Annotated in this window: 24 protein-coding genes and 1 pseudogene; 7 read left to right on the top strand and 18 right to left on the bottom strand. The window is 43.3% G+C overall.

Features of this window, described 5'->3' with window-relative positions; translation table 11 throughout:
- Positions 1-132: 132 nt before the first annotated feature.
- Positions 133-894 (top strand): pyruvate formate-lyase-activating protein, encoded by a 762-nt coding sequence (pflA, locus tag D5281_RS16330; RefSeq protein WP_160561172.1) that lies wholly within the window; start codon positions 133-135, stop codon positions 892-894.
- A gap of 117 nt (positions 895-1,011) precedes the next feature.
- Here the strand turns inward: pflA and D5281_RS16325 are convergent, their stop codons facing one another.
- Positions 1,012-1,284 (bottom strand): DUF3795 domain-containing protein, encoded by a 273-nt coding sequence (locus tag D5281_RS16325; protein WP_160561171.1) that lies wholly within the window; start codon positions 1,282-1,284, stop codon positions 1,012-1,014.
- A gap of 52 nt (positions 1,285-1,336) precedes the next feature.
- Positions 1,337-2,266, bottom strand: a complete 930-nt coding sequence (locus D5281_RS16320; RefSeq protein ID WP_277935413.1) for a helix-turn-helix transcriptional regulator — start codon at positions 2,264-2,266, stop codon at positions 1,337-1,339.
- A 395-nt stretch (positions 2,267-2,661) separates the two neighbouring features.
- On the opposite strand from D5281_RS16320, the gene D5281_RS16315 reads away from it, so the two are divergent.
- Positions 2,662-2,832, top strand: coding sequence for a DUF362 domain-containing protein (locus tag D5281_RS16315; protein WP_160561170.1), 171 nt, complete (start codon positions 2,662-2,664; stop codon positions 2,830-2,832).
- Between the two features lie 652 nt (positions 2,833-3,484).
- Here the strand turns inward: D5281_RS16315 and D5281_RS16310 are convergent.
- The 5 genes and pseudogenes from D5281_RS16310 to dctP form a co-directional block, all read right to left on the bottom strand.
- Positions 3,485-4,372, bottom strand: a complete 888-nt coding sequence (locus tag D5281_RS16310) for an ROK family protein (RefSeq protein WP_160561169.1) — start codon at positions 4,370-4,372, stop codon at positions 3,485-3,487.
- A gap of 9 nt (positions 4,373-4,381) precedes the next feature.
- Positions 4,382-5,575, bottom strand: coding sequence for a class I mannose-6-phosphate isomerase (locus D5281_RS16305; protein ID WP_160561168.1), 1,194 nt, complete (start codon positions 5,573-5,575; stop codon positions 4,382-4,384).
- Positions 5,548-6,114 (bottom strand): hypothetical protein, encoded by a 567-nt coding sequence (locus tag D5281_RS16300; protein WP_160561167.1) that lies wholly within the window; start codon positions 6,112-6,114, stop codon positions 5,548-5,550. Before D5281_RS16300 ends, D5281_RS16305 begins: the two co-directional genes overlap by 28 nt.
- 43 nt (positions 6,115-6,157) lie before the next feature.
- Positions 6,158-7,231: pseudogene (locus D5281_RS16295) on the bottom strand (TRAP transporter large permease).
- Between the two features lie 27 nt (positions 7,232-7,258).
- A complete protein-coding gene (dctP, locus tag D5281_RS16290; protein WP_330585098.1) occupies positions 7,259-8,176 on the bottom strand; it encodes a TRAP transporter substrate-binding protein DctP in 918 nt (305 codons plus the stop codon).
- A 119-nt stretch (positions 8,177-8,295) separates the two neighbouring features.
- Between dctP and D5281_RS16285 the strand changes: the two genes are divergently transcribed.
- From D5281_RS16285 to bsh, 3 genes are all read left to right on the top strand, one after another.
- Complete coding sequence (locus D5281_RS16285; protein WP_160561166.1) at positions 8,296-8,886, top strand: MurR/RpiR family transcriptional regulator; 591 nt, start codon at positions 8,296-8,298, stop codon at positions 8,884-8,886.
- 78 nt (positions 8,887-8,964) lie between these two features.
- On the top strand, positions 8,965-9,372 hold the full coding sequence (locus tag D5281_RS16280; protein WP_160561165.1) for a cupin domain-containing protein: 408 nt from the start codon (positions 8,965-8,967) through the stop codon (positions 9,370-9,372).
- A 185-nt stretch (positions 9,373-9,557) separates the two neighbouring features.
- On the top strand, positions 9,558-10,535 hold the full coding sequence (gene bsh, locus D5281_RS16275; RefSeq protein WP_160561164.1) for a choloylglycine hydrolase: 978 nt from the start codon (positions 9,558-9,560) through the stop codon (positions 10,533-10,535).
- Positions 10,536-10,651: 116 nt separating this feature from the next.
- Here bsh and D5281_RS16270 read toward each other — a convergent pair whose 3' ends face one another.
- The 11 genes from D5281_RS16270 to rpsF all read right to left on the bottom strand — a co-directional run bounded on the left by D5281_RS16270 (position 10,652) and on the right by rpsF (position 21,949).
- Positions 10,652-11,467 carry a helix-turn-helix domain-containing protein gene (locus tag D5281_RS16270; RefSeq protein WP_160561163.1) on the bottom strand — a complete coding sequence of 272 codons (816 nt, stop codon included), beginning with the start codon at positions 11,465-11,467 and terminating at the stop codon, positions 10,652-10,654.
- 254 nt (positions 11,468-11,721) lie between these two features.
- A complete protein-coding gene (dnaB, locus tag D5281_RS16265) occupies positions 11,722-13,062 on the bottom strand; it encodes a replicative DNA helicase (RefSeq protein ID WP_160561162.1) in 1,341 nt (446 codons plus the stop codon).
- A gap of 116 nt (positions 13,063-13,178) precedes the next feature.
- Positions 13,179-13,625, bottom strand: coding sequence for a 50S ribosomal protein L9 (gene rplI, locus D5281_RS16260; protein ID WP_160561161.1), 447 nt, complete (start codon positions 13,623-13,625; stop codon positions 13,179-13,181).
- 48 nt (positions 13,626-13,673) lie between these two features.
- Positions 13,674-15,728, bottom strand: a complete 2,055-nt coding sequence (locus D5281_RS16255; protein ID WP_456299543.1) for a DHH family phosphoesterase — start codon at positions 15,726-15,728, stop codon at positions 13,674-13,676.
- A 161-nt stretch (positions 15,729-15,889) separates the two neighbouring features.
- The gene (locus D5281_RS16250; RefSeq protein ID WP_160561159.1) at positions 15,890-16,939 is read right to left on the bottom strand and encodes an ABC transporter permease; all 1,050 of its coding nucleotides are present in this window, start codon (positions 16,937-16,939) and stop codon (positions 15,890-15,892) included.
- Positions 16,940-16,970: 31 nt separating this feature from the next.
- Positions 16,971-18,185 (bottom strand): ABC transporter permease, encoded by a 1,215-nt coding sequence (locus D5281_RS16245; RefSeq protein WP_160561158.1) that lies wholly within the window; start codon positions 18,183-18,185, stop codon positions 16,971-16,973.
- A 72-nt stretch (positions 18,186-18,257) separates the two neighbouring features.
- Positions 18,258-18,938, bottom strand: a complete 681-nt coding sequence (locus tag D5281_RS16240; protein WP_160561157.1) for an ABC transporter ATP-binding protein — start codon at positions 18,936-18,938, stop codon at positions 18,258-18,260.
- A 249-nt stretch (positions 18,939-19,187) separates the two neighbouring features.
- Positions 19,188-20,849 carry a hypothetical protein gene (locus D5281_RS16235; RefSeq protein WP_160561156.1) on the bottom strand — a complete coding sequence of 554 codons (1,662 nt, stop codon included), beginning with the start codon at positions 20,847-20,849 and terminating at the stop codon, positions 19,188-19,190.
- Between the two features lie 18 nt (positions 20,850-20,867).
- Positions 20,868-21,131: a 30S ribosomal protein S18 gene (gene rpsR, locus D5281_RS16230; protein ID WP_160561155.1), complete on the bottom strand. Its 264-nt coding sequence runs from the start codon at positions 21,129-21,131 to the stop codon at positions 20,868-20,870.
- 33 nt (positions 21,132-21,164) lie between these two features.
- Entirely contained in the window at positions 21,165-21,620 is a 456-nt protein-coding gene (locus tag D5281_RS16225; RefSeq protein WP_160561154.1) for a single-stranded DNA-binding protein, read from the bottom strand.
- Between the two features lie 38 nt (positions 21,621-21,658).
- Positions 21,659-21,949, bottom strand: a complete 291-nt coding sequence (rpsF, locus tag D5281_RS16220) for a 30S ribosomal protein S6 (protein WP_160561153.1) — start codon at positions 21,947-21,949, stop codon at positions 21,659-21,661.
- 520 nt (positions 21,950-22,469) lie between these two features.
- On the opposite strand from rpsF, the gene D5281_RS16215 reads away from it, so the two are divergent.
- Positions 22,470-23,183, top strand: a complete 714-nt coding sequence (locus tag D5281_RS16215; protein WP_160561152.1) for a LytR/AlgR family response regulator transcription factor — start codon at positions 22,470-22,472, stop codon at positions 23,181-23,183.
- Positions 23,180-24,457 (top strand): sensor histidine kinase, encoded by a 1,278-nt coding sequence (locus tag D5281_RS16210; protein WP_160561151.1) that lies wholly within the window; start codon positions 23,180-23,182, stop codon positions 24,455-24,457. Before D5281_RS16215 ends, D5281_RS16210 begins: the two co-directional genes overlap by 4 nt.
- Positions 24,458-24,524 lie beyond the last annotated feature (67 nt).

The raw sequence follows: 24,524 nt of genomic DNA, 5'->3' as shown, positions 1-24,524 counted from the left end.
AGATACTATAAGCGGCCCTTAGGCCGTGAGCTGTAATACTTATGGCCATTTATGCGAAAAGCAAACAAAACTCTGATTTGCTTTTCACCCGCTTTCTGTTATACTATAGATTGAAATAAGAAGGGAGATGTAATGATGCAAGGTAGAATTCACTCTTTAGAAAGTTTTGGCACGGTAGACGGCCCGGGAACCCGTTTTGTTGTGTTTGTGCAGGGATGTCCCATGCGGTGCGCTTACTGCCACAATCCCGATACCTGGTCCATGACCGGCGGTACCATGATGGAACCTGCGGAAATATTTGAGCAATATAGGAGAAATGAAGCCTTTTATAAAAACGGCGGCATCACCGTAACCGGTGGTGAGCCTTTAATGCAGGTTGATTTCCTCATTGACCTGTTTACCATTGCCAAGGTCGAGAATGTACACACCTGTATTGATTCCTCCGGTATTGCCTTTAAACCGGACAATCAGCCCTTTATTGAAAAGCTTGATGAGCTGATGAAATTAACGGATTTGGTTATGTTAGATATCAAGCACATTGACCCGGAAAAGCATAAGGAGCTTACCGCCCAGCCTAATGAAGGGATTTTGGCATTTGCCGCCTACTTAAATGAAAAGCATGTGGATATGTGGATTCGTCATGTAGTCGTTCCCGGCATTACCGATGATGAGAAATATCTGTATCAGTTAGGCTATTTTATCGGACAGTTTTCCAATTTGAAAGCCCTTGATGTTCTGCCCTATCACACTATGGGCGAAACCAAGTACAAAAAGCTGGGTATGTCCTACAAATTAGCCGGCGTTCCTGCTATGGACAAGGATAAGGTGGTAGAAAAGAAACAGGTGATCTTAGATGGGATTCGCGCCCGCAGGGCGGAAAATACCCAGGAATAGTAAGACGGGCCTGTGATAGCTCTGTAGACAATGCCGGTCATTTATATAAAATATTCATCAAAAGACAGATATATTTTATATAAAAGACCGGTATTTTTTTAATAATTCAAATATTTTTTACGTGATTTCAGTATTTTTGCCCCACTTTTTACATTGTTCAATTCTTACTCCATTATCGCTTTGTTCCATATCATAGGCAAAAGTATGAAGTAAAGAACAGACAAAATCATCACATTCTCCACAATGATTTTGCGACTTAGCTTCGCAACAAGACTTAACCTGACAACTATCAGCCCAGAAAGGTTTATCCATATTTGCACAGCCTTTACACCCTGTTGTTTCTCGAAAGCCGCATTCATTGCATAATAATCCACATCTTGATTCAACCATAATAATTTACCTCCCATTTGATTTATATAGAATAGCACACCAAACACGACATCTATATGTCATATTCTATTTCTTTTTGAACAATATTCTCCGCTTGCTTTTTTCTATCTCTGCAAAGTTTAAGCGGTTCTAATACCTTTACTTTATCTCCAAAGCTGAATACCCATGATCGCATATAGCTATAACTTGCAAAATCCCATTCAAAAAATAAGTTTCCGTCATTTGTAACATGATAACAGTCTATACCATACTCCTCAATTAAGCGATATTTCTCACTTTTAGAAAAGATTGCTTTAAGATGAATTATCTCAGTCGAAAAATAGTCATCAAATTCCAATTCCTTTTGAGGTATTTTGCGGGGAACAAACTTCTCGCTTTGAATATTCATATTCCATAGACGGTTTAACTTAAAAAGGCGATAGTCTTTCCTATCTAAACAATATCCCAAAGCATACCACGCTGACCATCTGAATATCAGATAATAAGGTTCAATCCGTCTTGCACTCTCACCTTTCTCGGAATAATACAAAAACGAAATATACTTACTTTCCTGAATTGCCTTTTTTATCAATTCTATCTTGTGTACTAACGGTTTTTGGTAATGAGATGACAGGTCAATCATAATACTGCCATTGGATTCTATTTGATTCCTTTTCTTTGAAAGTTTCTCGGCAATATTAGCCAGATATGACCTTTTTGATACACTGTCAATTCCTTGCAGTCCGGAAAATATAGCCTGCAGCTCATCTTCGTCAAAAAAGGCCTTATCTATTTTGTAGCTGTCAAGAATGGATATTCCACCACCACTGCCTTGTGTAGTAACGATTGGAATGCCACTTTTGCAAATGTCTGCAATATCTCTGTTGATAGTTCTTCTTGATACCTCAAAACGCTTTGCAAGTTCGGGAGCCGTAACTTTATCTTCTTGAAGTAAAATAAATATAATCCCAATTAAGCGATCAATTTTCATTTTTATAACCATGCTCCTTTCTCAACATGCGAATTTATGCGTTCAAGCACAAATTTGCGGTTGAAAAAATACAATTCTTTCAACCTTATCCCCCTGCATATCGCAAGCTTTGTTTGCGATACTGCCACTAATAGAGTTTAGAAGTTTACACCCAAACATGCTTCTCCTTCTTGCATTATATTATACCACACAAACATAACACAATATGGTCGTGTTCAAAATAAGTTTATGGAATCTTCCAAAAGGAAGCTTTTTCCAAGCGTACTCTTGCCAACATCGGAAAAGTATTGGGAACTAAAATATGTCTAGAATTTACCTAATATTTTACTTGTATTTCCTATCATTATATATTAGAATGTACTAAGACATTGATAAAAATATTGATATATTTTAAGGAGGATTTGATTATGGCATACGTAATTGGTGACGCTTGTATTTCTTGTGGGGCTTGTGCAGGCCAGTGTCCTGTAGGCGCTATCGCTGAAGGCGATGGAAAATTTGAAATCAATGCAGATACCTGCATCAGCTGTGGTTCCTGCGCTGGCGGATGTCCTGTAGGCGCTATTTCTGAGGAATAAGATGATAATTAATAACTCTTTCATATAAAAAGACAGGTGTCTTTAGCACCTGTCTTTTTATTTCTATTTCTTCCTGGTATTTTTCCACTCCCCCCGCAGCTGCCTCATAGATATCATAAATGCACTTTTCACAGGCAGCCATTCAAGCCCCGTCTTTTGAGCAAGAAAGTTCCGGAACATTTCCTCCTTCTTTCCTTCCTCATGGGGCAGCATATATGCTCCATAGGCGCTTAAAAACAGATAATCATAGGCATATCCGCTGCCAGTCTGATAATCCTGTCATATGAAAGAACCCTTTCCCCCTGAACATTCACTACCACCATTCCCTTTTCTTCAAAACAAAAGGTTGTGCAGGGAAAGTTTCCATGGCAGCTTTTTAAAAACTTTCTGACCCGGAAATTCGGTACCTGTCTCCAGCTAATGAGCAACCAGCACCCCAGCAGACAGCACAGCCCCCTGCCACCCGGTCCATCGACCCAAATACAGATGCGAACACAAAACCAGCCCCCATCAAAAGCTACAGCAAAATATATCTTTTCTGAAAGGAAAGGTACTGCACCTGCGACAGACGCCGCACACTTTCCTCATTATGACAAAACTTTCTAGAAAACCGGCTCATGGCGCCTCCTCCCTGCCAGATAGCCACGTCTTTTTATGACGCTACACTGCCGCCCCATACTGCCGCTCCCAACATGGCAGCAGACTCCAACATCTCAGATGCATAAATCTTGACATATCCTCCCAGAGCATCGCGCAAATTCTGACCAAACAAGTCAAAAGCAAGGGATACCCGTCCTCCAACCATAATACATTGTATTTTGTGCCCTATGACAATATCCGCAATATTTTCCCCCAGAATGGTTCCCATCTGCTGGTACACCGCCTGAGCCATTCGGTCTCCTTCCCTGGCTTTATCCGCTATTTCCCTGGCTTCCAAAGACTGACCGCCATTGTGTATATAAATGGCACTAAGGCCTCTGCCGGAAACATAATCCTCCAGAATCCCTTCTCGGTACACTTTACGGAAAATGCTGTAAAAAGGCCCTCCGCTTTCTGAAAATTGCAGTTCACCATTCTCCCACAATCCCAACCCCAGGCCTGTGCCGATTATAATCCCCAGCGAATTTCCCCAATTCCTTGCGTGGCTGAAATACTTTTCACCTACAAGAAAGGCATGTACATCATGAAGGAATGTATATACTGTTCTTTCCGGCAAAATCCCCATCTCCCGGAATACTTTCCGCAGTGGCATATCCTTCAACGATATCCATTTGTGCTCCATCCGGCTGATGCCTGCAGCGCAGTCAAAGGGGCCTGGAACCGAGAAGGCCCCACGGGTAATTTCCCCTCCCAGTTCTTCGCACTGCTTTGCAGCATCTGTAAACATATTTTCAAATACGTTTAATATTTCACCTTTTGTTCCCATAGATGGCATATCATAAAATTTCCGTTCTGTCAAGAATGCATAATCTCCACCCCGTAGCAAACGATATATTATGCTTGTTCCTCCGTCATCAACCGCTAATATTACCTTATTCATAACATACTCCTATCTTACCAGCACCTTATATACTACTACCGGCTGGCTGCCCATATTCACCAGCTCATATTCGCCTATGACAGCCGGAACCACCACCAGATCCAGATAATTCATAGTATAGCTGCGGTCAGGATTGCTCTTTGAGCGGACAACAACCCTCTCACCGTCCACCAGTGCCAGCACATGGAATCTGTCTTCCGTACAATCCTCCGCCTTTTTTTCAAAGCAAAGCCTCCTGGTACTGTAATAAACCAATTCATCCTCTCCTACCACATATTCTTCATATCCTTCTCCACGATGCAGCAACATAGGTTCCTTTACCAGATGCTCATATACAAATTTCTCCGTCCGCTCCTCCTTCAAAACCTGCTCTCCGTAATAGCTATGTATCGGGCGGGGTTTTCCATCCAGATCTTCCCTAAGATAATCATACAGCTTAAAAGTGTAGGAACCCATAGTGAGACTGCCAATCTCTAAAATCAGCTGGTTTCTTCCGGATACATGGATTGTGCCTCCGGGAATCAGGAGTGGGCGGCCTGGCATGGATTCCACCTCGTTCACATAATTCTCATAATCCACCTTTGTATGCTCCCGCTCGGACTGCCGAATTTTTTCAAAAAATTCATCCTTATTAATTCCTTCCTTCAAACCGCAATAAGTCCTGGCCCCATGCCCTGTCACAACCACATAATAGCCCTCGTCCTGAGTTCCCAGCTCATTAAAATTTTCCATGCAGTACTCTCTGGGCGGATGCACCTGTATTGACATATTCCCATTAGAATGGAACGTATCGTCATAATTGAAACGGATAGGGAAATATCCGCCAAAGCGCTCCTTAATCTGAGTGCCCAGAATCGCGTCTGCCTGGCACTGTACAAAGGTAAAAAAGGGCATTTCCATCAAACCGCCTCCAAGCTGGATCAGGATACTGACTTCCATAGGGATCAGATCAAATATCCATGCAATGTTCTTAAATTGTTCCGGCAGCTTCCGGGCATGCTGTATATAATACCCGCCCCATACTCCTTCAAGATACACCGGCTTACATCGGAAAGGGTAAGCGGCCAGCCCCGCTGTTATAAGCGCAAGATCTCTCCCACTCACCACATTCATCCTCTCGTCTTTATCACTAGCCACGTACCAGTCAATTTTTCCATGCCGGAGCAAATCTCCCCTCAGCGCTGTTGCCAGCTCAAAATCCACATAATACGCCGCCTTTGCAGCTCCTTTACAGGCTGGGCCACATCATCGTCAAAATTCTTCCAGCGTCCGGCATGCGCACGGAGCATCACTTCCTTCGGCGTTACGTCCAAATAGATCAGCACGTCAATAATCTCCTGCAGTTCTTCACAGGCGGCCCCCATACCGTAGAGAATGGCAATACCGCCCTCTTTACGGATCTGCCTGCAGAGCCTTTTAATCTCCGCCACCTTTTCCGCATCCATCAAGTCTATATACTTTCCCTCATAAAGACGCCCATATAAAAGCACCGGATCCTTTACCCGATCCTGGGGCAGACAGGTAATCTCATTGGCAAACTGTTCAAAGCCAGCAGAAGGGTAACCCTCCAATGCTGCTACACAACCCCCATTTTCCAATTTATATTCCAGCACAGCCTTAGATAAAGTCTTCATAACCTCCTTCGCACCAAACACAGCCCTTTCCATTATTTCCTTGGAAAGTCCCGGCCTGTTCATCGGTGTATAGTCATCATAAGGATGAGGATTAAACATAAAACTCATAAATTTTCTCTCCTTTGCCTATTGTTTTTAATATTATTTCATGCTACCCGTATATTAGATTTGGTATCCATGTACAGACTCCGGGACAGAATACCATAAGCAGGAGGATTGCCAGCAATACTCCTATAAACGGCAGCAATTCCTTGATAAAATCGTCCACCTTCATTTTCAGCATTGGCGCAATCAGATAGATGACAACACCGAAAGGAGGCGTGATGGCCCCAATAGCTCAGTTTACCACAAGCACCACGCCAAACTGAACCATATCAATTCCAAGATTCACGGCAATAGGTCCAAATATGGGCACCATGATAATCATTGCTGTGGTACCATCCATGAACATGCCGATAATGAGAAAAAGCACTGTAACCATGAGCAAGAATACCGTAGGGTTGGTAGCATAGACCGCCACTATTGCGCCTCCCTCTGCTGCTGAGAAAATACCGCAGCGCAAGCCTACAATCAGAATCACTGGCAGTCCCAATGCCCAAAGGGCCGCCCCTATCCCATGAATTATCTCCTGAAAGCTGGCATGCCGATCCCTGCTGGGTGGATAATTCCTCTTCTTTGCTAAAAATGCCACCAGTAACATCAGTCCTATTGTCATCAGAATTCCAGGCATATATCCGGCGGCAAGCATTTTTCCCACAGAAGTATCCGTGCAGTAAGCGTATACCACAAGCCCTATGCTGGGCGGAATGATACATGTAATCAGGGACGATGCCGCCGTCACTGCAGCGCAAAAAGGTTTGTCATATCCTTTTTTCACCATTTCCGGCACCAGAATTTTACATTCCTGTGCGGCATCTGCAGCGCAGGACCCCGATAGCCCTCCCATCATAGCTGACAAAAGAATATTCACATGTCCAAGTCCTCCCCTCACATGTCCGATTAGCAGGTCGCAGAGATCCAAAAGCTTTTCCGTAATGCCGGAATAGTTCATAATTGAGCCGGCTGTAATAAAAAAGGGAATTGCCAGCAAAGAGGTGGATTCCGTAGAAGATACGAAACGCTGGATAACCACATCCATTGGGATTCCGGCCGCCCATGCAAAGTAAGAAATCACGCAGAGCATAAGGGCAAATCCAATCGGAAATCCCATGATGAATAATATCAAGTAGTATTATAAGCGGAACAATTGCCATCATGTCTTTTTCACCTCCTGCTTATCCGTCTCCTTATCATCCAGACCTGGCAAGCCTCCCTGGGCAATCCGGTTGAAGAAATCCTCCGGCGCTCTGAAAGACAATGCCAGATAGCGCAGCGTATGGACAATCATACATGCAAAACCTATGGCAACTGAAATATACTTATAAAAATATGGGATTCGAAAGTATGCGCTTACCTTTAAAAACCCCTGTGATGAGATCACAATGCTCAGATAAAGCATGAAGAAACAGGTTAAAAGCATAAAAAAATACACCACCTGCTTCAACCGTATAGCATACTTTTTTGGCAGTTTCGCCGTCAGAAAATCCACGCCCGCCTGATATACTGCCTCCAGCAGGATATTCTGATATTCTTCTGGCATGGATGCAAATATGTCCACAGGTATAACCATCATACCTGTGGAAACCAGGTGATTGGTCAGCGTACAGTACTGTGCCACCTCCTGTAGGCTGGAAGAATACAAGGTAGCCAACGGCGCCTCACAAGCTGTTACGATATTCGTAGAAATTGATGAGTAAACCTCATTCCAGTTGGTCACCACCGGTGAACAACCCAATGCTTTGACAAACGCTATTGCGGCCGGAGAATCCGCCACACGAATCTGCACGCCGTTTAAGTCATCAGGCGTCTCAATCGGTGTCTTTGACAGAATATGGCGGTATCCGGTAAAGAAGTTCCATGACAATATTCTGGTATTACCATCCTGGGCTAATTTTTCCGCCTGTTCTTTAAACCAGTCTGACTGATTAATCGCATCAATCTGATCAGCGCTTGTCAGACAATACTGGCTGTTTAAAATAGCCAGATCCGGTGCCGAAGAACTGAAGGCATCAGGCCCCGCGTAGGCGATGATGGATGCTCCCCGGGAAATCTGCTCGCAGACATCATTAATAGTTCCCAGCTCCCGCCGCCATTGTTCGGTTTTTCAGAAAAATCGGTTTTGACAGTTTTCCCTCCATGAAAGTAGGTTGGGCCAAATACTTCAATAATAATCAGTATTTTGAGAAAGATATGATTATTAATGTAGATGATTCTTACGAGAATTGTGCCAGTAAGCTTCTGGCGCATGTGACAGATGTCTGCACCACCACTGCCAATCACATTGATAACGCTACTCTGGCACAGGTGGTCCATATGATCGACCATGCAGGCTGCATCTATCTACTAGGTGTCGGCTCCTCAGCTAATGTGGCGCAGGATATGCAGCAAAAACTCCTGCGCATCAGCAAAAGAGCTTTTTTTCTTCCCGACAGCCAGATAAACCTTCTTTCCACCATCACCATCGCCCGTGAGGATGTCGTACTCGCTTTTTCCTTTTCCGGCACCACTAACGTAATTACCATATCTGCCCAGGCGGCTAAAAAACAGGGGGCCTTTATAGTTGCCATAACCGGAAATCCCGATTCGCCCGTAGGACGCACTGCCAACGTATGCCTGAGCACCCACGCCATTGAACGCAAAACCCGTATCGGCGCCGTATCATCCCACTATTCCCAGCAGTATATCTGCGATCTCCTTTTCCTGTGCCTGGTCAGCAAACATTATGATGAGGCCGAGAAGATGACCATGCATGCAACCAACCTACTGTCACGTATTTTATAAATACCCTATTGTCATTATTTAATTTAAAATGATAAATTGTAAAAATATTGTTATATTGCAAGGAGGGATTTCATATCTATGAACAACTTACAGATTTTTACACACGATGAGCCCGGATACCAGCCTCTGATCGATTATGGCGGCTGGCGGGTTGCGGTTTTAAATGCATGCACGATGTATCTGCCGGATCATATAGCATATTTCGACAGGCACTTAGAGTCCGATGAAGTTTTTATTCTGCTGAACGGCAGTTGTGGCATTCTGCTTGGAGGTCAGGGACAAAAACCGGAAAGCGTCAGCTGTACTTGGCTTTCCCCAGGCAGGATATATAATGTTCCGGTCAACACATGGCACACTCTTTTTATGATGCCGGACAGCAAGCTTACCGTAATTGAAAACCAAAATACAGGCCTCTCCAATTCCCCTCGTTACTATTTTAGCCAGGAGGAGCGTCTTGCTTTGATTCCCGCGCTCTCTTTCAACTGATTGCCACCTAAGTCTCCCCCCTGAAAGCAATGGAGTACGTGAACCTCGCGGCAGTCGCCAAATGTTCATGCAAGCATGCCCACCTGGCTCATTGCTCGCATAAATCAAAGAAAAAAAGCATATAATAGCCTCATAACAGACTAAACTGCTATAACCACTATTATTATCAATAAAGAGGGAACAAAATGTGCACCAGTATTGCATTGAAAACGCATGACTTTTACTTTGGACGTACCATGGACCTTGAATACAATTTTAATGAATCCGTTGTTTTTACCCCAAGAAACTATCCACTGCCATTCCGCAAGGTCGGTATATTGGACAGACATTACGCTATACTTGGAATGGCTGCCGTAAGCGGAGGATATCCGCTCTATGCTGATGCCGTGAATGAAAGAGGGCTTTGTATTGCGGGCTTAAACTTTCCTGACAATGCCTATTATCCTGACACAGAAGATAGCAGCAGCAACAATATTTCCCCTTTTGAGCTGATTTTGTGGATATTGGGCAAATGCGCTTCTATTGCTGAAGCAAAGAAGCTTCTTTCTGCCACTCATCTTGTGAGCGTCCCTTTCAGTTCTGACATACCTCTTACGCCGCTGCATTGGCATATTGCAGATAGTGACAGCTCCATTGTACTGGAAAGCACCCGGGACGGAATGAAGGTCTATGACAATCCGGTTGGGGTACTGACTAACAATCCCGGATTTCATTTTCAAACCACAAATCTCTGCCAATATATGAATTTAGTTACGGGCAACCCTAAAAACTGCTTCACTTCCATACCAAGTCTGATTCCCTTTGGTCAGGGACTTGGATGCTTTGGTCTGCCTGGAGATTTCTCTCCCGCCTCACGTTTTGTCAAAGCGGCCTACATGTGCTTAAATTCCGTATGCAATGATGATGAAATGAGCAGCATTTCCCAGGCTTTTCATATTCTGGATTCCGTATCACTGGTAAAAGGCAGCGTCATCACTTCCGGAAATCTCTGCGATATCACCACCTATTCCTGCTGCATGAACGCCACAAAGGGCTTTTACTATTACAAGACATATGAGAACAGTCAGTTTACAGCTATTGACATGCAACGGGAAAATCTGGAATCCGATCAGCTCCGGTCCTACCCTTTAACAGCAACGCAGCAAGTTGTATGGGCAAATTAAAGAACTTTTTAAATATTGCATCAGATAAAATGGCTTTTTCTCAATGGGTTCTGAAACCGAGGTAGTATGTAGAATAAAATCTCTCACTTTCAGAACCCCAATGTACTTCCGGCCCATTAAACCAATGAACGTTTCTTTTTCTGAAAGAGTGTTTTCAATCCTTTATTTTTCTCCCCGTCCATCTCAGGATTTGTTTCTTCCTCTTTTTCTGTTTCACAGTCCATTTTCTGTTTCTCTTTCTCCTTCCGTGTCTTTTTTGTCTTTCTTCCCCGCTGGTTATAAGCACGAAGCAGTTCATCAATTTTCTGGTAATGTTCCTCCTGTTTTAAGGCATGTTCTTCCTCTCTCGCGTCTTCCCTTTCCTCCTGAAGTCTGAACTGATAATCTAATTCCTTTAACAATGTCTCCTTAATCTCCTGACATATTTCCTCATTATTGCTTTGTATCGCATCCGCTATCATTTCCTTCAAAAGTTGCTGAAGCCGGAAGCTTTTCTGTTCTCTGCTTTCTTCCTGTACCTGCATAGTTTTTTCGTCTACCGGAAGGAACTCACCCTTTTTCACCATAACCACATGGCGTTTCCCCATCTCCACTTCCTCCTGAGAAACGTTCATTTGCACCTCTGCCGGCATTGATGCTTCCTCTCCTCTTATCCCCCCTTCAACCCCTGAGGTTTCAAAGACCATCATGGGAGCCTGTAAATTCCCATTCTTAAGCATTTGGCGAATTGCCTTGAGCTGTAATCCCTGCTCTTTCAGCTCCTTTACCCTGCGAAATGTACCAATATCCTCCTCCGTATAGTAGCGATGTCCCATCTCATTCCGCTTTGCCGGTATTTTAAGCTCCTCCTCCCAATATCTGAGCACGTGAGCCTCTACTTGTATCTGTTTTGCCGCGTCTGAAATCATGTAAATCTTTTCTGCCTGTTTCATGTATCCTTCCCCTTTCTTTATATTTAATAGCAATGCTGTCCTATTTCACTGTCAGCTTATTCTGCTCAATACTGTCATCTCTGTAAAATAATTTGTTACACCATACATTGTCATACCTCACAAACAATCTATTGTATCATTACCACTCCACTCCTATATCATTTTATTGTAACAAAAGGACAAGCTTACTTAGCTTGTCCTCTTTCGTATTCCTAAAGCTCTCACACAAAGCGTAAAAGCTTTTGATATTATATTCATTTTTGTAGATTTGCAAATTTGGTATAATCCGGCAGCCAAACCAGCTCCACGGTTCCGATAGGGCCATTTCTTTGCTTGGCTATTATAATTTCTGCTATGCCCTTCTTCTCTGAATCCTTGTTGTAATATTCATCTCTATAGATAAACATAACCACATCTGCATCCTGCTCAATCGCGCCGGACTCACGCAAATCAGACAGCATCGGCCTGTGATCCGGCCGCTGTTCCACTGCACGGCTCAACTGGGAAAGCGCAACCACCGGCACATTCAGTTCTCTTGCAAGGGCCTTCAAGGAACGGGATATATCGGATATCTCCTGCTGACGGGAATCGGACCCACGCCCGCTTCCTGACATAAGCTGTAAATAGTCAATGATAATTAAATTTAAGTTGTGTTCCAGCTTATACTTTCTGCACTTTGAGCGCAGCTCCGGAACGCTGATGCCGGGCGTATCATCTATAATTAAATTGGACTTACCTATTATGCCTGCACCTTCTATGAGTTTTTCCCACTCTGCATCTGTGAGATTCCCTGTACGTAAGTGCTGGGAATCTACTCTGGATTCCAGAGAAAAAAGACGATTCACCAACTGCTCCTTACTCATTTCCAGGCTGAAAATCGCAATTGTCTGATTCAGCTTAAAGGCCACATGCTGCGCTATATTCAACACAAAAGCCGTTTTTCCCATAGAAGGCCTTGCCGCAACCAATATCAAATCAGAAGGCTGCATACCTGCTGTTCTGTAATCTAAATCGATAAAGCCCGTTGCCACACCTGTCACATTTCCATTATTTTTAGAGGCCCGCTCAATCTTGTCCATGGCATTCATAACCACCTGCCTGATTGGAACAAACTCACCGGTATTTCTCTTTTGAACCAGTTCAAAAACGCGTTTTTCCGTATCCTCTAAGATAGTCTCAAGACTTTCTTTTCCCACATAACAGGTGTTAGCAATTTCCTCATTCAGACGAATCAGCTTCCGAAGCGTTGATTTTTCAGCCACAATATTCGCATAATACTTAATATTCGCCGAGGTATAGTAAGAAGCTAATAAGTCCTTCATAAATTCAAGGCTGCTGACCTCCGGCGGCACATCCTTCTCCTTAAGCCTGTTCTGCAGCACCACCAAATCCACCGGCTTACCCTCGTCATTTAATTCCACCATGGTATCGAACAGCACGCCATACTGTTTGCCATAAAAATCATCTCCATAAATGATTTCCGATGCAATGGTAATAGCCTCCCTGTCCATAAGCATGGAACAAATTACAGACTGCTCCGCCTCTATACTGTGGGGCAATACCCTCTTTAAAAGCGCTTCTTCCGTTCCTGCCATCTACAATCTTCTACCCCCGTATACCATAGGCATAGCCTACTTTCCTATATAATAGGCTATGCCTATTATCGTGTATCGTAAACATCTTTTTTCCATCCATTTTTCTTAAATAGCTATTATTTTTCAACTACCTTCACCTTAAGTGTACCTGTCACGCTTGGATGCAGCTTTACACCGATCTCAAACATGCCAAAGCTCCTGAGAGCTTCTGGGAGAATGATTTTTTTCTTATCAATTTCTTTTCCACACTGCTCTTTATAACCCTGTGCGATTTCTTTGGTGGAAATAGAGCCAAAGGTTCTACCGCCCTCTCCTGCTTTGATGGATAAAATCACTTCATCCTTTGCCATTTCCGCCGCAAATGCCTGGGCCGCTTCAAGCTGCTCTTTGGCCAATTTTGCTTCGTTTGACTTTTTAAGCTTCAAATCGTTCAAATTCTTGCTGGTAGCTTCAACTCCCAGCTTTTTAGGCAAAACAAAATTCCTTGCATATCCGTCATTTACATTTACAATATCATCTTTTTTACCAAGACTTTTTACATCCTCTAATAATATTACTTTCATTATTTCTCCTCCGTCTGTAAAATTATTCTAATTCCTTACAGCCAACTTTCAATCTATCTCAAGTTCTCCTTCACTTAACATCTTATCCAAAGTAGCCTTCACCATGCCAATTCCCTCAAAAATAGATGCATCCTTAAATTGGCAGCCCGCCGCGCTTAAGTGACCGCCGCCGCCCATCTTCTCCATGATTACCTGTACATTCACCTCATCAATGGAACGCGCACTGACAAAAATTTGATTTTGGTACTCTGTCAAAACAAAGCTTGCCTTCACTCCCCTGATATTCAGCAGCTCATTGGCTGCCTGCGCGCCTACAATGGTAGGGCTTTCCAAACCTTCACTGGCACAGGTTGATATGGCAAACACATTTTTGTAAATTTCCGCCTGGCCTACCGCATCCGCCCTGGCTTTGTACTCATTCGCATTTTCCCTGAATAATTTACGGACTCTTGTCACGTCCGCCCCGTTTCTCCTTAAGAAAGCTGCCGCTTCAAATGTTCTGACACCGGTTTTTGTCATAAAGTTGTCGGTATCAATCATAATACCGGAATACATGCAGTCCGCTTCCTCCGCCGTAATCCGTATACTCTCTCCGATATATTGCAAAATCTCAGACACCATTTCACAGGCGGAAGACGCATATGCCTCCACATAGGATAAGGTTGCATTTTCAATGCTCTCTGTCCCCTGCCTGTGGTGATCTAAAACTACAATAGATTTACACATGCGTAATAGTTCAGGGCATTCCGTGATGCTGGGCTTATTCACATCTACTACCACCAGCACCGTATTACTTCCGGCATACTCTACCGCCTGCTGGCTGGGTATAATCGTATCATCGTCATATTCCTCATGGCTTTTCATCAGGTCAACCATAGGCTTTAGAGATGTGCTCACATCATTTAACACAATATGGGCCCTGCGCTCTAACGTAGTAGCGATCCGGTGAATCCCCACAGCCGCCCCAAAGCTGTCCACATCCGCAAACCTGTGCCCCATAATCAGCACGTTCTCTTTGCTGGTAATAATCTCCCGAAGGGCCTGGGCCTTTACTCTTGCTTTTACTCTTGTATTCTTTTCCACCTGCTGGCTCTTTCCACCATAATAGGTAATGTTTTCCGGTGTCTTTACAACCGCCTGATCACCGCCTCGCCCAAGGGCGAGATCAATGGCATTGCGGGCAAACTCATAATTCTGGGCGTAAGTATAACCGTCTAACCCCAATCCAATACTAATCGTTACGGCCATCTCATTACCGATATTAACCGTCTTAACATCCTCTAATATATCAAACCGGCTTTCCCTTAAGCTTTCCGTGGCCTTCTTGCGAAGAACAATCATATACTTGTCCTTCTCAATCTTTTTACAAATACCGTCAAGGGCTGCAATATATTTGTTAATCTTCCGGTCTATCAGCGCAGTAAGCAAAGAACGCCGCACTTCTTCTATACTCTCAAGCGCCTCATCATAATTGTCAAGATAAAGAAGCCCAACCGCAAGACTCTGGTCATCCACCTCCTGGAGGGCAATCCGAAGGGCTGTCTCATCAAACAGATAAAAAGCAATCAAAAAGCCTTCATATTCTTTGGCATTGACAATATCACTGCTCTCCAGCATTTCTTTCAGAGAAATCCTGCGCATTCTCGCAACATAATTGCTATCCTCATAGGCAACGTCAAGCTCCGTAAATTCCTCCTCTCCCGGAAGCTTCTCTCTGGTAATAGAAGGAAAAAGAGAGGTAATGGACTTTCTGTATCCTTTGCCCTTATGTACAACATCTTCGAAGGCTTCATTTGTCCAGATCACATGCCCTTCATCGTCCAATATGGCATAGGGAATCTCAAGCTCCCGAAGGAGAACTTTCTGCACCTGTCCATATTGGGTAGCAAAGCTCACCATCTCATTCATAATAACCGGCCTGTTATAATACTGTAAGAGCAAAACCACAATAAAATAAATAAGCACAAAGCCAGTTAATACAAGCCCGGCCGGCGCACTAAAAAGATACACCACCAGATTTACAAGCACTAACAAAAATCCTAAATATAAAGAAGTCTGCACATATCTTTTCAGCCTTCCCTTTAGCTTAATCTTGTTCTTTATTGGCGTCATCCTGAAAAAATTCCTCTGTTGTTCGTATTATTATAAAATGCACTGGTTTAGTATAACATTTTTTTTTAAATTTTTCCACCTTATTATTTAGAAGCTTTTAGACAGAATCTTACTAAATCATGTTTTTTTCACCATAAAACCTCCTCTTGTCCCTAAAAAAACAGCCGGAGATAATAAGTTGTGGGAAAAATTTTTGAAACCCACAAGACTGCCGGCAGATAATTTTCCATACGGATAAATACCGGGCTAAACAAACAGCTCCCCAAAACCAGAACCGGCAAAAGCCCATACACTTCCCTGCTCTTTTTTATAAACAGGTTTAAAACCCTCACATAAATTTCAAGCACAACAGCATATGCCAAAAGAGCCACAATTTCTTTACTGAAACTGACTCTGTGGCTGAGCATTCCCTGCAGCAGCAGACAAAGTCCTCCTGTTAAAATACTGCCAAGCACCGCCACATGTATATAGCCCGATTTAGCCTGCCTTCCTAAATGTCCCGGCAGCGCCTTCCAAATCCGCTCCTGCTCCAAAGCGTTTCCTAGACCCAAAAGGCACATCAAAAACATCATCACAGCCATACAGCCTCTAAAACTGTTTAAATTTTCCGGCGCCTTGTCCTCTTTTTCTTGTGTGGTCTCATAAACAAAATGAAAGCCACTTCCATCTTCCGCATACTGCTTATTTAAGGCCAGCAGCCTGTCCACATCCTCCCCCGTTCCATTCCCAAAACCGTTTTCCCTTAAATAATGACGCAGAATATCCTCAGAGAGCATTTCAAATAAATTGACGAACACAATCTCAAAGGATATTTTATGGGTGGAAGAAGCCGGAGAATAGTAAAGCGTTACCTGACGCTTTGCCTTTCCATTCAGGAGTTCTTCATAAAAGTCCCAAGACAGCTCGTAACCGCATTCCAAAGTTCCATTCTCCACTTCCCGGATCATTTCAGAAACATTCTCAAATCCCTGAAATTTAAAAATACCCTTTTCCTGCTCAAGCTTTGTAAGCAGCTGCCTCCCTTTTTCATCTGACCAGCACACGCCTGCCGTTATCCCTCTGTAATCGCTTTCCTTATGGACACTTTTCCCTCCGGCCACACCTGCCGCCAGTGCAAATATGAGAACAAAGAGTATCCACCATTTATATTTAAACAGATACTGTTTCCACAATATCCCATATATTTGTAATCTGTTTTTCATTTTATGCTCCCTGCACATCGCAACCCATCGTTCAATTCTCTTTTCGCAATACTGCTGCCACAGCTCCTATTCCTAAAAAAAGTACCGCCATAAGCAAAAGTGTCACCACCATCTTCCCCTCAGCTCTCCCCTGCAATATGGCTGCCATACTCTCCATCCACATTCCGTATGGCACATACGCACCTGCTCTTTCTATCCACAAGGGTAAAAAAGCCGAAGGAATAAATACACCGGCCGCTGCCATCATTGCCATGAGTACCACAAAGCCGATACCAATCCCGCCTGCATGGTTCCCCACAATCTGGAGCAGCATCCTGATAAATGTTCCTACCACAAACCATAGCACGAGCAAAAAAAGCCACTGCCCATTGGGCTGAAAGAAGCTATTACTTTTGTTTATAATCAATAGTCCCACAGATGCGCATGCAGCCATACCCAGCAATCCAAACACCACCGAAAAAGCGATTGCTTCAATCCAATATCTCTGACCATTTCCAATTCCCCGGCTTCCAAAGAGCTTTTCCCGTTCTCCACTTTCCACCTGCATATATCTTCCAAAAGAAAGTCCTGCAAAGGATAAAAATGCCAGAAGCAATGCTATGGTATAATAATCCGTAAGGTTAAGCCCTCCTGCCGCCTTCACTTCTGCTTCTTCAAGCAGAGAAGATCTGTCCAGTGCATAGGAAAGATACGCTGCATTCAAATAGTCTTCTGTCCGCTCAATCTGATCCTTTCGCCCCTTTTCCACACAAAAAGCATCTGCCGCATAAATTCCGGCCTGCGCTGTCGTTAACAGTCTGGCGCCTGCCCGGGTAAATTCCTCAAAGACCGCCGTCTCCATTTCGCTGTATGAATTGTCCAGCAAAATCGTTGCCGGAATATTTTCTCCTGACAGCACACTATCAATTATTCCTTCCGGAACCAGAATCGCCGCATAAATCTCCCCTGCTGCAAGTTTTTCCCTTGCTTCCTGTTCAGAAGATAAAAGGGTAAAGAAAATCGTATCCCTGATGCTGTCCATAGACCCTATAAACCGCACCAGCATATCTGCCGTTCTATCCTCTCCCTTTGCTACAACGCCTACCCGAATCTCATTTACCACTTTTTCACCATATATGGCTTTTGTGGCATATGCCCCAATACCAAGCAAAATCAATCCAAATAAGAGTGTCTCCAAAACAATTGTTGGCAGCATTCTTATAAATTTTTTTATGTTTAGCAAAAACAATGTCCATCTGCAATACATATTTTTATACCCCTGTATCCAATAGGTTTGCCATCATACCGGCTTCTTATGGCCATTCCGATTATAACCTTCTTACCCGATATATTTTTCACTGATTTCTTCTATTGACAATCCTTCCGGTACTTTATGCGCCACTCCTTCTTTAATTGCCCAAAGGCTATGGCACAATGCAAGTTCTCCTTCATCGTGGCTGCTCAGCAAAATGCTGCCGCCCTTTTGTACAAATTCCCTGATATATGTCTTTAGTTCCTGTTTAAAGACCAAATCCAATGCCGCACTTGGCTCATCCATAAGCAGCACCATCGGTCCATGAAGCAGGGCACACACAATATTAACCCTTTTTTCCATACCACCGGACAAATTTTTGACACGTTCTTTACAAAATTCCTTTATCTTGAACTGAACGCACAAACTTTCAAGGCGCCTGCCATTCTCCTTGTAATTTCCAAAGCTGGCCCAGAGCTTTAAATTATCTGCAACTGTCAGTTCCGGCATCAAAGCGCTTTCCTGCGGAATATATCCCGCATATTTCGCCATCTGGCGGGATGGATTTTCAATCTGCTTGCCGCCCAGAAAAATTTCACCGTCATCTGCTTTTTCCACTCCGGCAAGCACTCGAAGCAGAGTAGATTTTCCGCATCCGTTCGCTCCTATAATTCCAGTGCACTTTCCTTCCCCTGCCGTAAGGCTGACCTTTCTTAAAACCTGTTTTTTTCCATATCGCTTTTGAAGCTCTCTGATTTCCAACTCCATAAAAATCTCCTATGTTTCTAACGTCCCACAACAAGCAAATCTACCTCTGCCAAAAGTTTTTCCTGATTTGCCCATATGATGAAATAAGGCAGTGGATTGCCCACTGCCCCAACCTTTATGCCAATGCTTCGCGGCAACACAAATCCATGCGGATCATACCCGTATTTTAGGCATTTTCCGGGTAAAACTTAGAAGTTCTTAGCGCAACAGCCTCTGCTGTGCGCTTTAGAACTTCTTTTCACCCTATGTTCAATAATACAGATTTTCACTGATTTCCCACAGGATTTCGTACCAATCATCCTCTGTTAAATCCATCACATTCACCTTTTCTCCCTCCGGCTTTACAATTTCCTCCTCATATTCTTTAGAAAAAAGGATATCTCCCCGCAGGATTTCTTCTCCATCTAATTCAAAAGTATCAATTTCAATCGTAAATTCTACACCTGTTTTCCCCTCCTTTATCCCTCCTTCTAACAGCATCTCATCATAACCATAAATAAGCTCAAAACGGAAATCTCCATCTTTCTTACTCCGTTCCACATTAAGCGCAAGCTCATCTCCATCCACTTCCAACTCATAATCTGCCAGATACTTATCTCCCTTCACACTGCCTGTTCTGGTAATCACAAAATCAGTACTGTCCGTTGTGAGACTAAATTCCATATTCTCAAGAGGGAAATTTCCACCCTGGATATTCCACTCTAAGACCACCTCTCCATCCTCACAATAAATCTGCGCCAGCACATCTTTATAGACATAGAAATAAATATCCGTATCGCCTTCCTCCACAAGCTCATCTGCATACCTTTGAAGCTCCTGCGCCGGATTCTCATATTCCAGCAGCTCCTCCACGCTGCTATAGCCTTCCATCCCCATCCATAACTGATTGATATAATTCTGAAATGCCGTATTGCCTTCATAAATGTCCTTACAGGTAAGGAACACCTCCGCCGCCTGTCTGCCTGTGATGGTCAGCACATAGCCCTTACAGCTTCTTTCCTTCCCATCCACCGTCAGCTTCTTACCATCGGCTTTCTTTATCTCAGCTTTCTTTAATATGGCAAGAACCGCATCCTTAAGCTGCTGCCCTGCCATCTCCATTTCTTCATTGGCATTGACCAAATCTTTGCTGCCCATATTAAGCGACTTTAAAGACTCAACTGCCGCTTCATCCAAATCGTATTCTAAAGCCAGCCTTTCAATATCTCCGTCAAAGGTGTCCCTGTCCACATAAAAAACTTTATCTATAAGCCCTGGCATTCCCAGCAAAATTTCATATTCATCTATATATAAATCCGCCTCTAAAAGGGAAAAACCATAATAACCGATATCCATATGCGCATTATAAAGCTCTTGGTCTATGTTTATCTCCATTCCCATCTGCACGGAATCTGCCAGTGTTAAATCCGCCTCCATATAAGCTTGTTTGTCTGAAAACATATCTTCGTAACCGTCCAGCCGCCACGTATCTCCCATGGCTTCCGCGCTCTCCGTAAAGGTTTTTCCCAAAGCATCTAATATCACATCATTTTTATTTCCAAAAACACCTGTTGCAACCGTCACCCCTATCAGGAGCAATACAAGAACTACACAAACTGCCGCAGGAATAATAAATTTAACCATATCCTTTGGATTTTTATTCTTGGGATTGTTACCCATAGCATTATGATCCATATAATTATTGTCCATAAGGCTATCATTCATAAAATTGTTCACAGGGTCTTGTCCTCCGCCATCCATACCAGATGATGTTGCATTCTCGGGTGTCATTGCATCCTTTTTCATCTCATCCATATTAATCCCCCATTCTTCTGCCCTGCATATCGCAAGGTTATGCTTACAATATTCTACTACAAAAAGCGGCTGCCAATCATTGGCAACCGCCCTACGCTTCATTTCAACAATGTTCAAGTTGCATTCCGCATATGTTTAATCACAAGTATAAGGCATCAGTGCAACATGACGCGCTCTCTTAATTGCAACCGTAAGCGCTCTCTGATGCTTTGCACAGTTGCCTGTAATTCTTCTGGGAAGAATTTTTCCTCTTTCAGATACATATCTTTTTAACTTGTTTACATCTTTGTAATCAATCACATTGTCTTTACCACAAAATACGCATACTTTTTTTCTTCTGCGCATTCCAACTTTTTTTCTCATGGGAGAATCAGACTTCTCTGCTTTATTATATGCCATAATGATTGCCTCCTATCTAACAAACAAATCTTTCTAATTAAACGGCAGCTCCTCATCTATTCCATCTGGAATATTCATGAAGCCATCGCCAGCACCTGACGGTTCGGGAGTCCTGCTCATGCCGCCGGAAAACCCTCCATCCATACCGGCACTGCTGCTATTGTTTTTGCTCTCGGCAAATTCCTGGTCTTCTACTACCACGTCAGTGGTATATACTTTAACCCCATCCTTATTGGTATAACTGCCTGTCTGGATGCGGCCTGTCACTACGACCTTGGTTCCTTTCCTGAAATACTTTTCAGCAAATTCACCGCTTCTTCCAAAGGCCACGCATCCTATAAAATCCGCCGTATTCCCATCACTGTTATTCCGGGTAAATCTGCGGTCTACGGCAAGTGTATATCTGGCTATTGCCATTGCATTATCCCCCTGTGAATATCTCACTTCGGGATCCCTTGTCAAACGCCCCATCAGTATTACTTTATTCATACCTGCCTCTACTTTCCAGCATATTGTTCGTACACGCTTTATGCTATATCCTGTCTAACGCATAAAAATCTGATAACATTGTCCATAATGCGGATACGATGTTCAATTTCGATTGGCGCAGAGCTTTCAGCGTCAAACTGGATAAAATAATAGAAGCCTTCTTTCATCTTCTGAATTTCATAAGCCAGTCTCTTTTTGCCCCAGTCGTCAACATTTGTAATCGTACCACCGAATCTTTCAATCAGAGCTTTACATCTGTCAACTACAGCTGCCCTTTCTTCTTCTTCGATCCTCGCATTTACAACAACGGCTAATTCATACTTGTTCATGCTTAAGTTACCTCCTTTTGGTCTCTGGCCCCCTTGCGGGAGCAAGGAATGTGTTGCTTCGCCATATGCGAATGTTAAAACATACCACGGATAAACATCATAACATGATTTTTTTCTCTTTTCAAGAGTTTCTTTCACTTCTTGTCCGTTTTTTTGTAGCGGCTGGTTACTTTTCACGGGTCAGGAATGCGCATTTACTACGCATTCCCGTGAGAACGTGATTCAGGTGTGAGGGGGGATTTTTACGAAGCGAAACTTGGAATATCGCCCCGAATGTTACTATAAGCGGCTCCTAGGCCATGAATAGTAACAGCGGCTGTGATACCTTTCACAGCTTAGGAGTACACTTGCACTACGCATTTTGCCATAAGTAAATCCGTTACATCTTGATAACCCCAACGCTAACGTGCTATCCTAGACAACAGATACTTACGAATATTTTTAAACTGCTCTTTTCATTGGGCTTTCAAGTTGTGCTTGTGCCCAAATTTATGGGCATCAGCAAGAATGGAGGACAACTATGCTACAAATCGCCATATGTGATGACGAATGCTTTTACAGGGAAAAAATACAAAAGCTTCTTGTAGCGTATCTTGAAAGTCATCAATTGACATATAACATCTGCTTTTTTACATCCGGAGAAGAATTTTTATCCCAAAACGAAAACCATGTAAAGTACCACATTGTTTTTATGGATATCAGTATGAATGAATTAAGCGGCATCGAAACCGCTATGCGGATGCGCGCCTTTCATTCGGATACCTTTCTTGTGTTTGTGACCGCTTTTATTGATTACGCGCTAGAGGGCTATAAGGCAAATGCCATCCGCTATATTATGAAGGATACTCTTGATGCGGCTGTGGGAGAATGTATGGACGCTATTTTACAAAAAATGCGCATAGCCCAGGTAGTTTTTCCTTTTACGGAGGGAGAAAGAAAATTGTATACCGACAATATCCTCTATATAGAAAGCAGCAAACACAAATCCATCTTTCACTGTATGGAAACAGATTTGACCCATTACCAAATATACACCAAGCTGGACGCTATCGAGCGAACGTTGTCAGACTATGGCTTTCTGCGTATCCACAAAAGCTATCTTGTAAATATGAAGCATATCTGCAAAATCAATCATTACATAGCTTATCTGGATATCGGGTTAGAGCTGCCTATTCCCCGTTCCCGTTTCAGGACCGCTAAAGAAACATACGTTACATATAAAGGAGCATTATGATGGAAATTTTCATAAAATGTGTTATTTTATCTTTTCTGATGGCCGCAAGCTGCAACCTGTTCTTTGAGACCCTGCTGCCAAAGCGCACTTTCCCTTTTAGATGGCTCCGCCATATGTCCCTTCCCACATTTATGGTTGGATTTCTTCTGATTGCATTTACCCCGATTCCACCTTTTATTTTTCAGCCAGTCCGCTTTGTTCTGACCGTCATGTTGACAGCGCTGCTTTATTTTGAAGCGGGCCTGGTGCGCCACATGGCGTTTTCACTTCTGCTTTGCAGCATTTATTGGATAACATCCGTTTTTCTCACCTCCCTTATTTATCTCCTTCCGCCGCTTTTGCACGAAAGCCTTTTCAGCGCCGTGGAAGATATAGCAGGTAGTATTTTTTTATGTCTGATATTCATTTTTCATCTCAGATTCAAAAATCATTCTGATAAGTGGCTCTCTTTCAGTTGGACATTTACAAGTTTCTTTCCCCTTCTCAATATCATTGTCCTCCTGTCACTTAGCATGATGGATATCAGCGGTAACGCCACCGAAAACCGGGCCATGTTTGCTGTCGTTTCCGGCTTTGCGGTTATCAATGTATGCTATTTCTACTTTATCAGCAAAACAATGGACAAAGAAGAAGAAATGCAGCGGCTTCGTTTATTTCACGAGCGTACCCAGAATCAAATGGTCCTTTATCGGGACATGCAAAAAAGCTACGACCTGCAACGGCGGCAGCTTCACGATTATAAAAATCAGCTCGGATGCATTCAGGGAATGCTAAAAGACGGACAGGTGCAGAACGCTCTTTCCTATGTTTCCACACTGACAGGAACCCTTTCCAAAAGTGTCTGTCTTATTAATACCGGTCATGAGGTGGTGAACATTATGCTAAGCAGAAAATATCAGGAGGCTGCTGAAAAAGGAATCACAATAACGTTGTCGGTAAACGACCTATCAACCCTTACTATCAGCGAGGAAGAAATTGTCATACTACTGGGCAACCTGCTTGACAATGCAATTGCAGCCTGTGAAAAACTGGACTTTGGCAGAATCATTCAATTTAAAATGATTCTCGAAAGCAACCAGCTGATTCTCTCTGTCCGCAATCCTGTAAAGGAGCCGGTACTGATAAAAGAAAACAAAGTTGTTACCGACAGACGAAGGGGGCCCCTTCACGGAATCGGCCTTTTGAACGTAGATTCCGTTATCCAAAGACATGGAGGAACCAGCGTTCTCAAATATAATAACGGATGGTTTTATTTCTCCGCCATCATTCCCTAGAGCGTGTTTGAAACTTTCTTTCCTCCGGATGTACGCCATATCCGGCGTCTTTTTTTGCCCTGCCACC

The sequence above is a fragment of the Parablautia muri genome (genome assembly GCF_009917485.1).
GTDB classification, from domain to species: domain Bacteria; phylum Bacillota; class Clostridia; order Lachnospirales; family Lachnospiraceae; genus Suilimivivens; species Suilimivivens muri.
Note: the sequence above shows the minus strand (reverse complement) of the source record. Positions and strands in the feature narration are given on the sequence as shown.

Coding starts and splice junctions, on each gene's coding strand:
- pflA (WP_160561172.1), top strand. CDS start 133: ATGATGCAAGGTAGAATTCACTCTTTAGAAAGTTTTGGCACGGTAGAC.
- D5281_RS16325 (WP_160561171.1), bottom strand. CDS start 1,284: ATGGTTGAATCAAGATGTGGATTATTATGCAATGAATGCGGCTTTCGA.
- D5281_RS16320 (WP_277935413.1), bottom strand. CDS start 2,266: ATGGTTATAAAAATGAAAATTGATCGCTTAATTGGGATTATATTTATT.
- D5281_RS16315 (WP_160561170.1), top strand. CDS start 2,662: ATGGCATACGTAATTGGTGACGCTTGTATTTCTTGTGGGGCTTGTGCA.
- D5281_RS16310 (WP_160561169.1), bottom strand. CDS start 4,372: ATGAATAAGGTAATATTAGCGGTTGATGACGGAGGAACAAGCATAATA.
- D5281_RS16300 (WP_160561167.1), bottom strand. CDS start 6,114: ATGAGTTTTATGTTTAATCCTCATCCTTATGATGACTATACACCGATG.
- D5281_RS16285 (WP_160561166.1), top strand. CDS start 8,296: ATGATTATTAATGTAGATGATTCTTACGAGAATTGTGCCAGTAAGCTT.
- D5281_RS16280 (WP_160561165.1), top strand. CDS start 8,965: ATGAACAACTTACAGATTTTTACACACGATGAGCCCGGATACCAGCCT.
- bsh (WP_160561164.1), top strand. CDS start 9,558: ATGTGCACCAGTATTGCATTGAAAACGCATGACTTTTACTTTGGACGT.
- D5281_RS16270 (WP_160561163.1), bottom strand. CDS start 11,467: ATGAAACAGGCAGAAAAGATTTACATGATTTCAGACGCGGCAAAACAG.
- dnaB (WP_160561162.1), bottom strand. CDS start 13,062: ATGGCAGGAACGGAAGAAGCGCTTTTAAAGAGGGTATTGCCCCACAGT.
- rplI (WP_160561161.1), bottom strand. CDS start 13,625: ATGAAAGTAATATTATTAGAGGATGTAAAAAGTCTTGGTAAAAAAGAT.
- D5281_RS16250 (WP_160561159.1), bottom strand. CDS start 16,939: ATGAAAAACAGATTACAAATATATGGGATATTGTGGAAACAGTATCTG.
- D5281_RS16245 (WP_160561158.1), bottom strand. CDS start 18,185: ATGTATTGCAGATGGACATTGTTTTTGCTAAACATAAAAAAATTTATA.
- D5281_RS16240 (WP_160561157.1), bottom strand. CDS start 18,938: ATGGAGTTGGAAATCAGAGAGCTTCAAAAGCGATATGGAAAAAAACAG.
- rpsR (WP_160561155.1), bottom strand. CDS start 21,131: ATGGCATATAATAAAGCAGAGAAGTCTGATTCTCCCATGAGAAAAAAA.
- D5281_RS16225 (WP_160561154.1), bottom strand. CDS start 21,620: ATGAATAAAGTAATACTGATGGGGCGTTTGACAAGGGATCCCGAAGTG.
- rpsF (WP_160561153.1), bottom strand. CDS start 21,949: ATGAACAAGTATGAATTAGCCGTTGTTGTAAATGCGAGGATCGAAGAA.
- D5281_RS16215 (WP_160561152.1), top strand. CDS start 22,470: ATGCTACAAATCGCCATATGTGATGACGAATGCTTTTACAGGGAAAAA.
- D5281_RS16210 (WP_160561151.1), top strand. CDS start 23,180: ATGATGGAAATTTTCATAAAATGTGTTATTTTATCTTTTCTGATGGCC.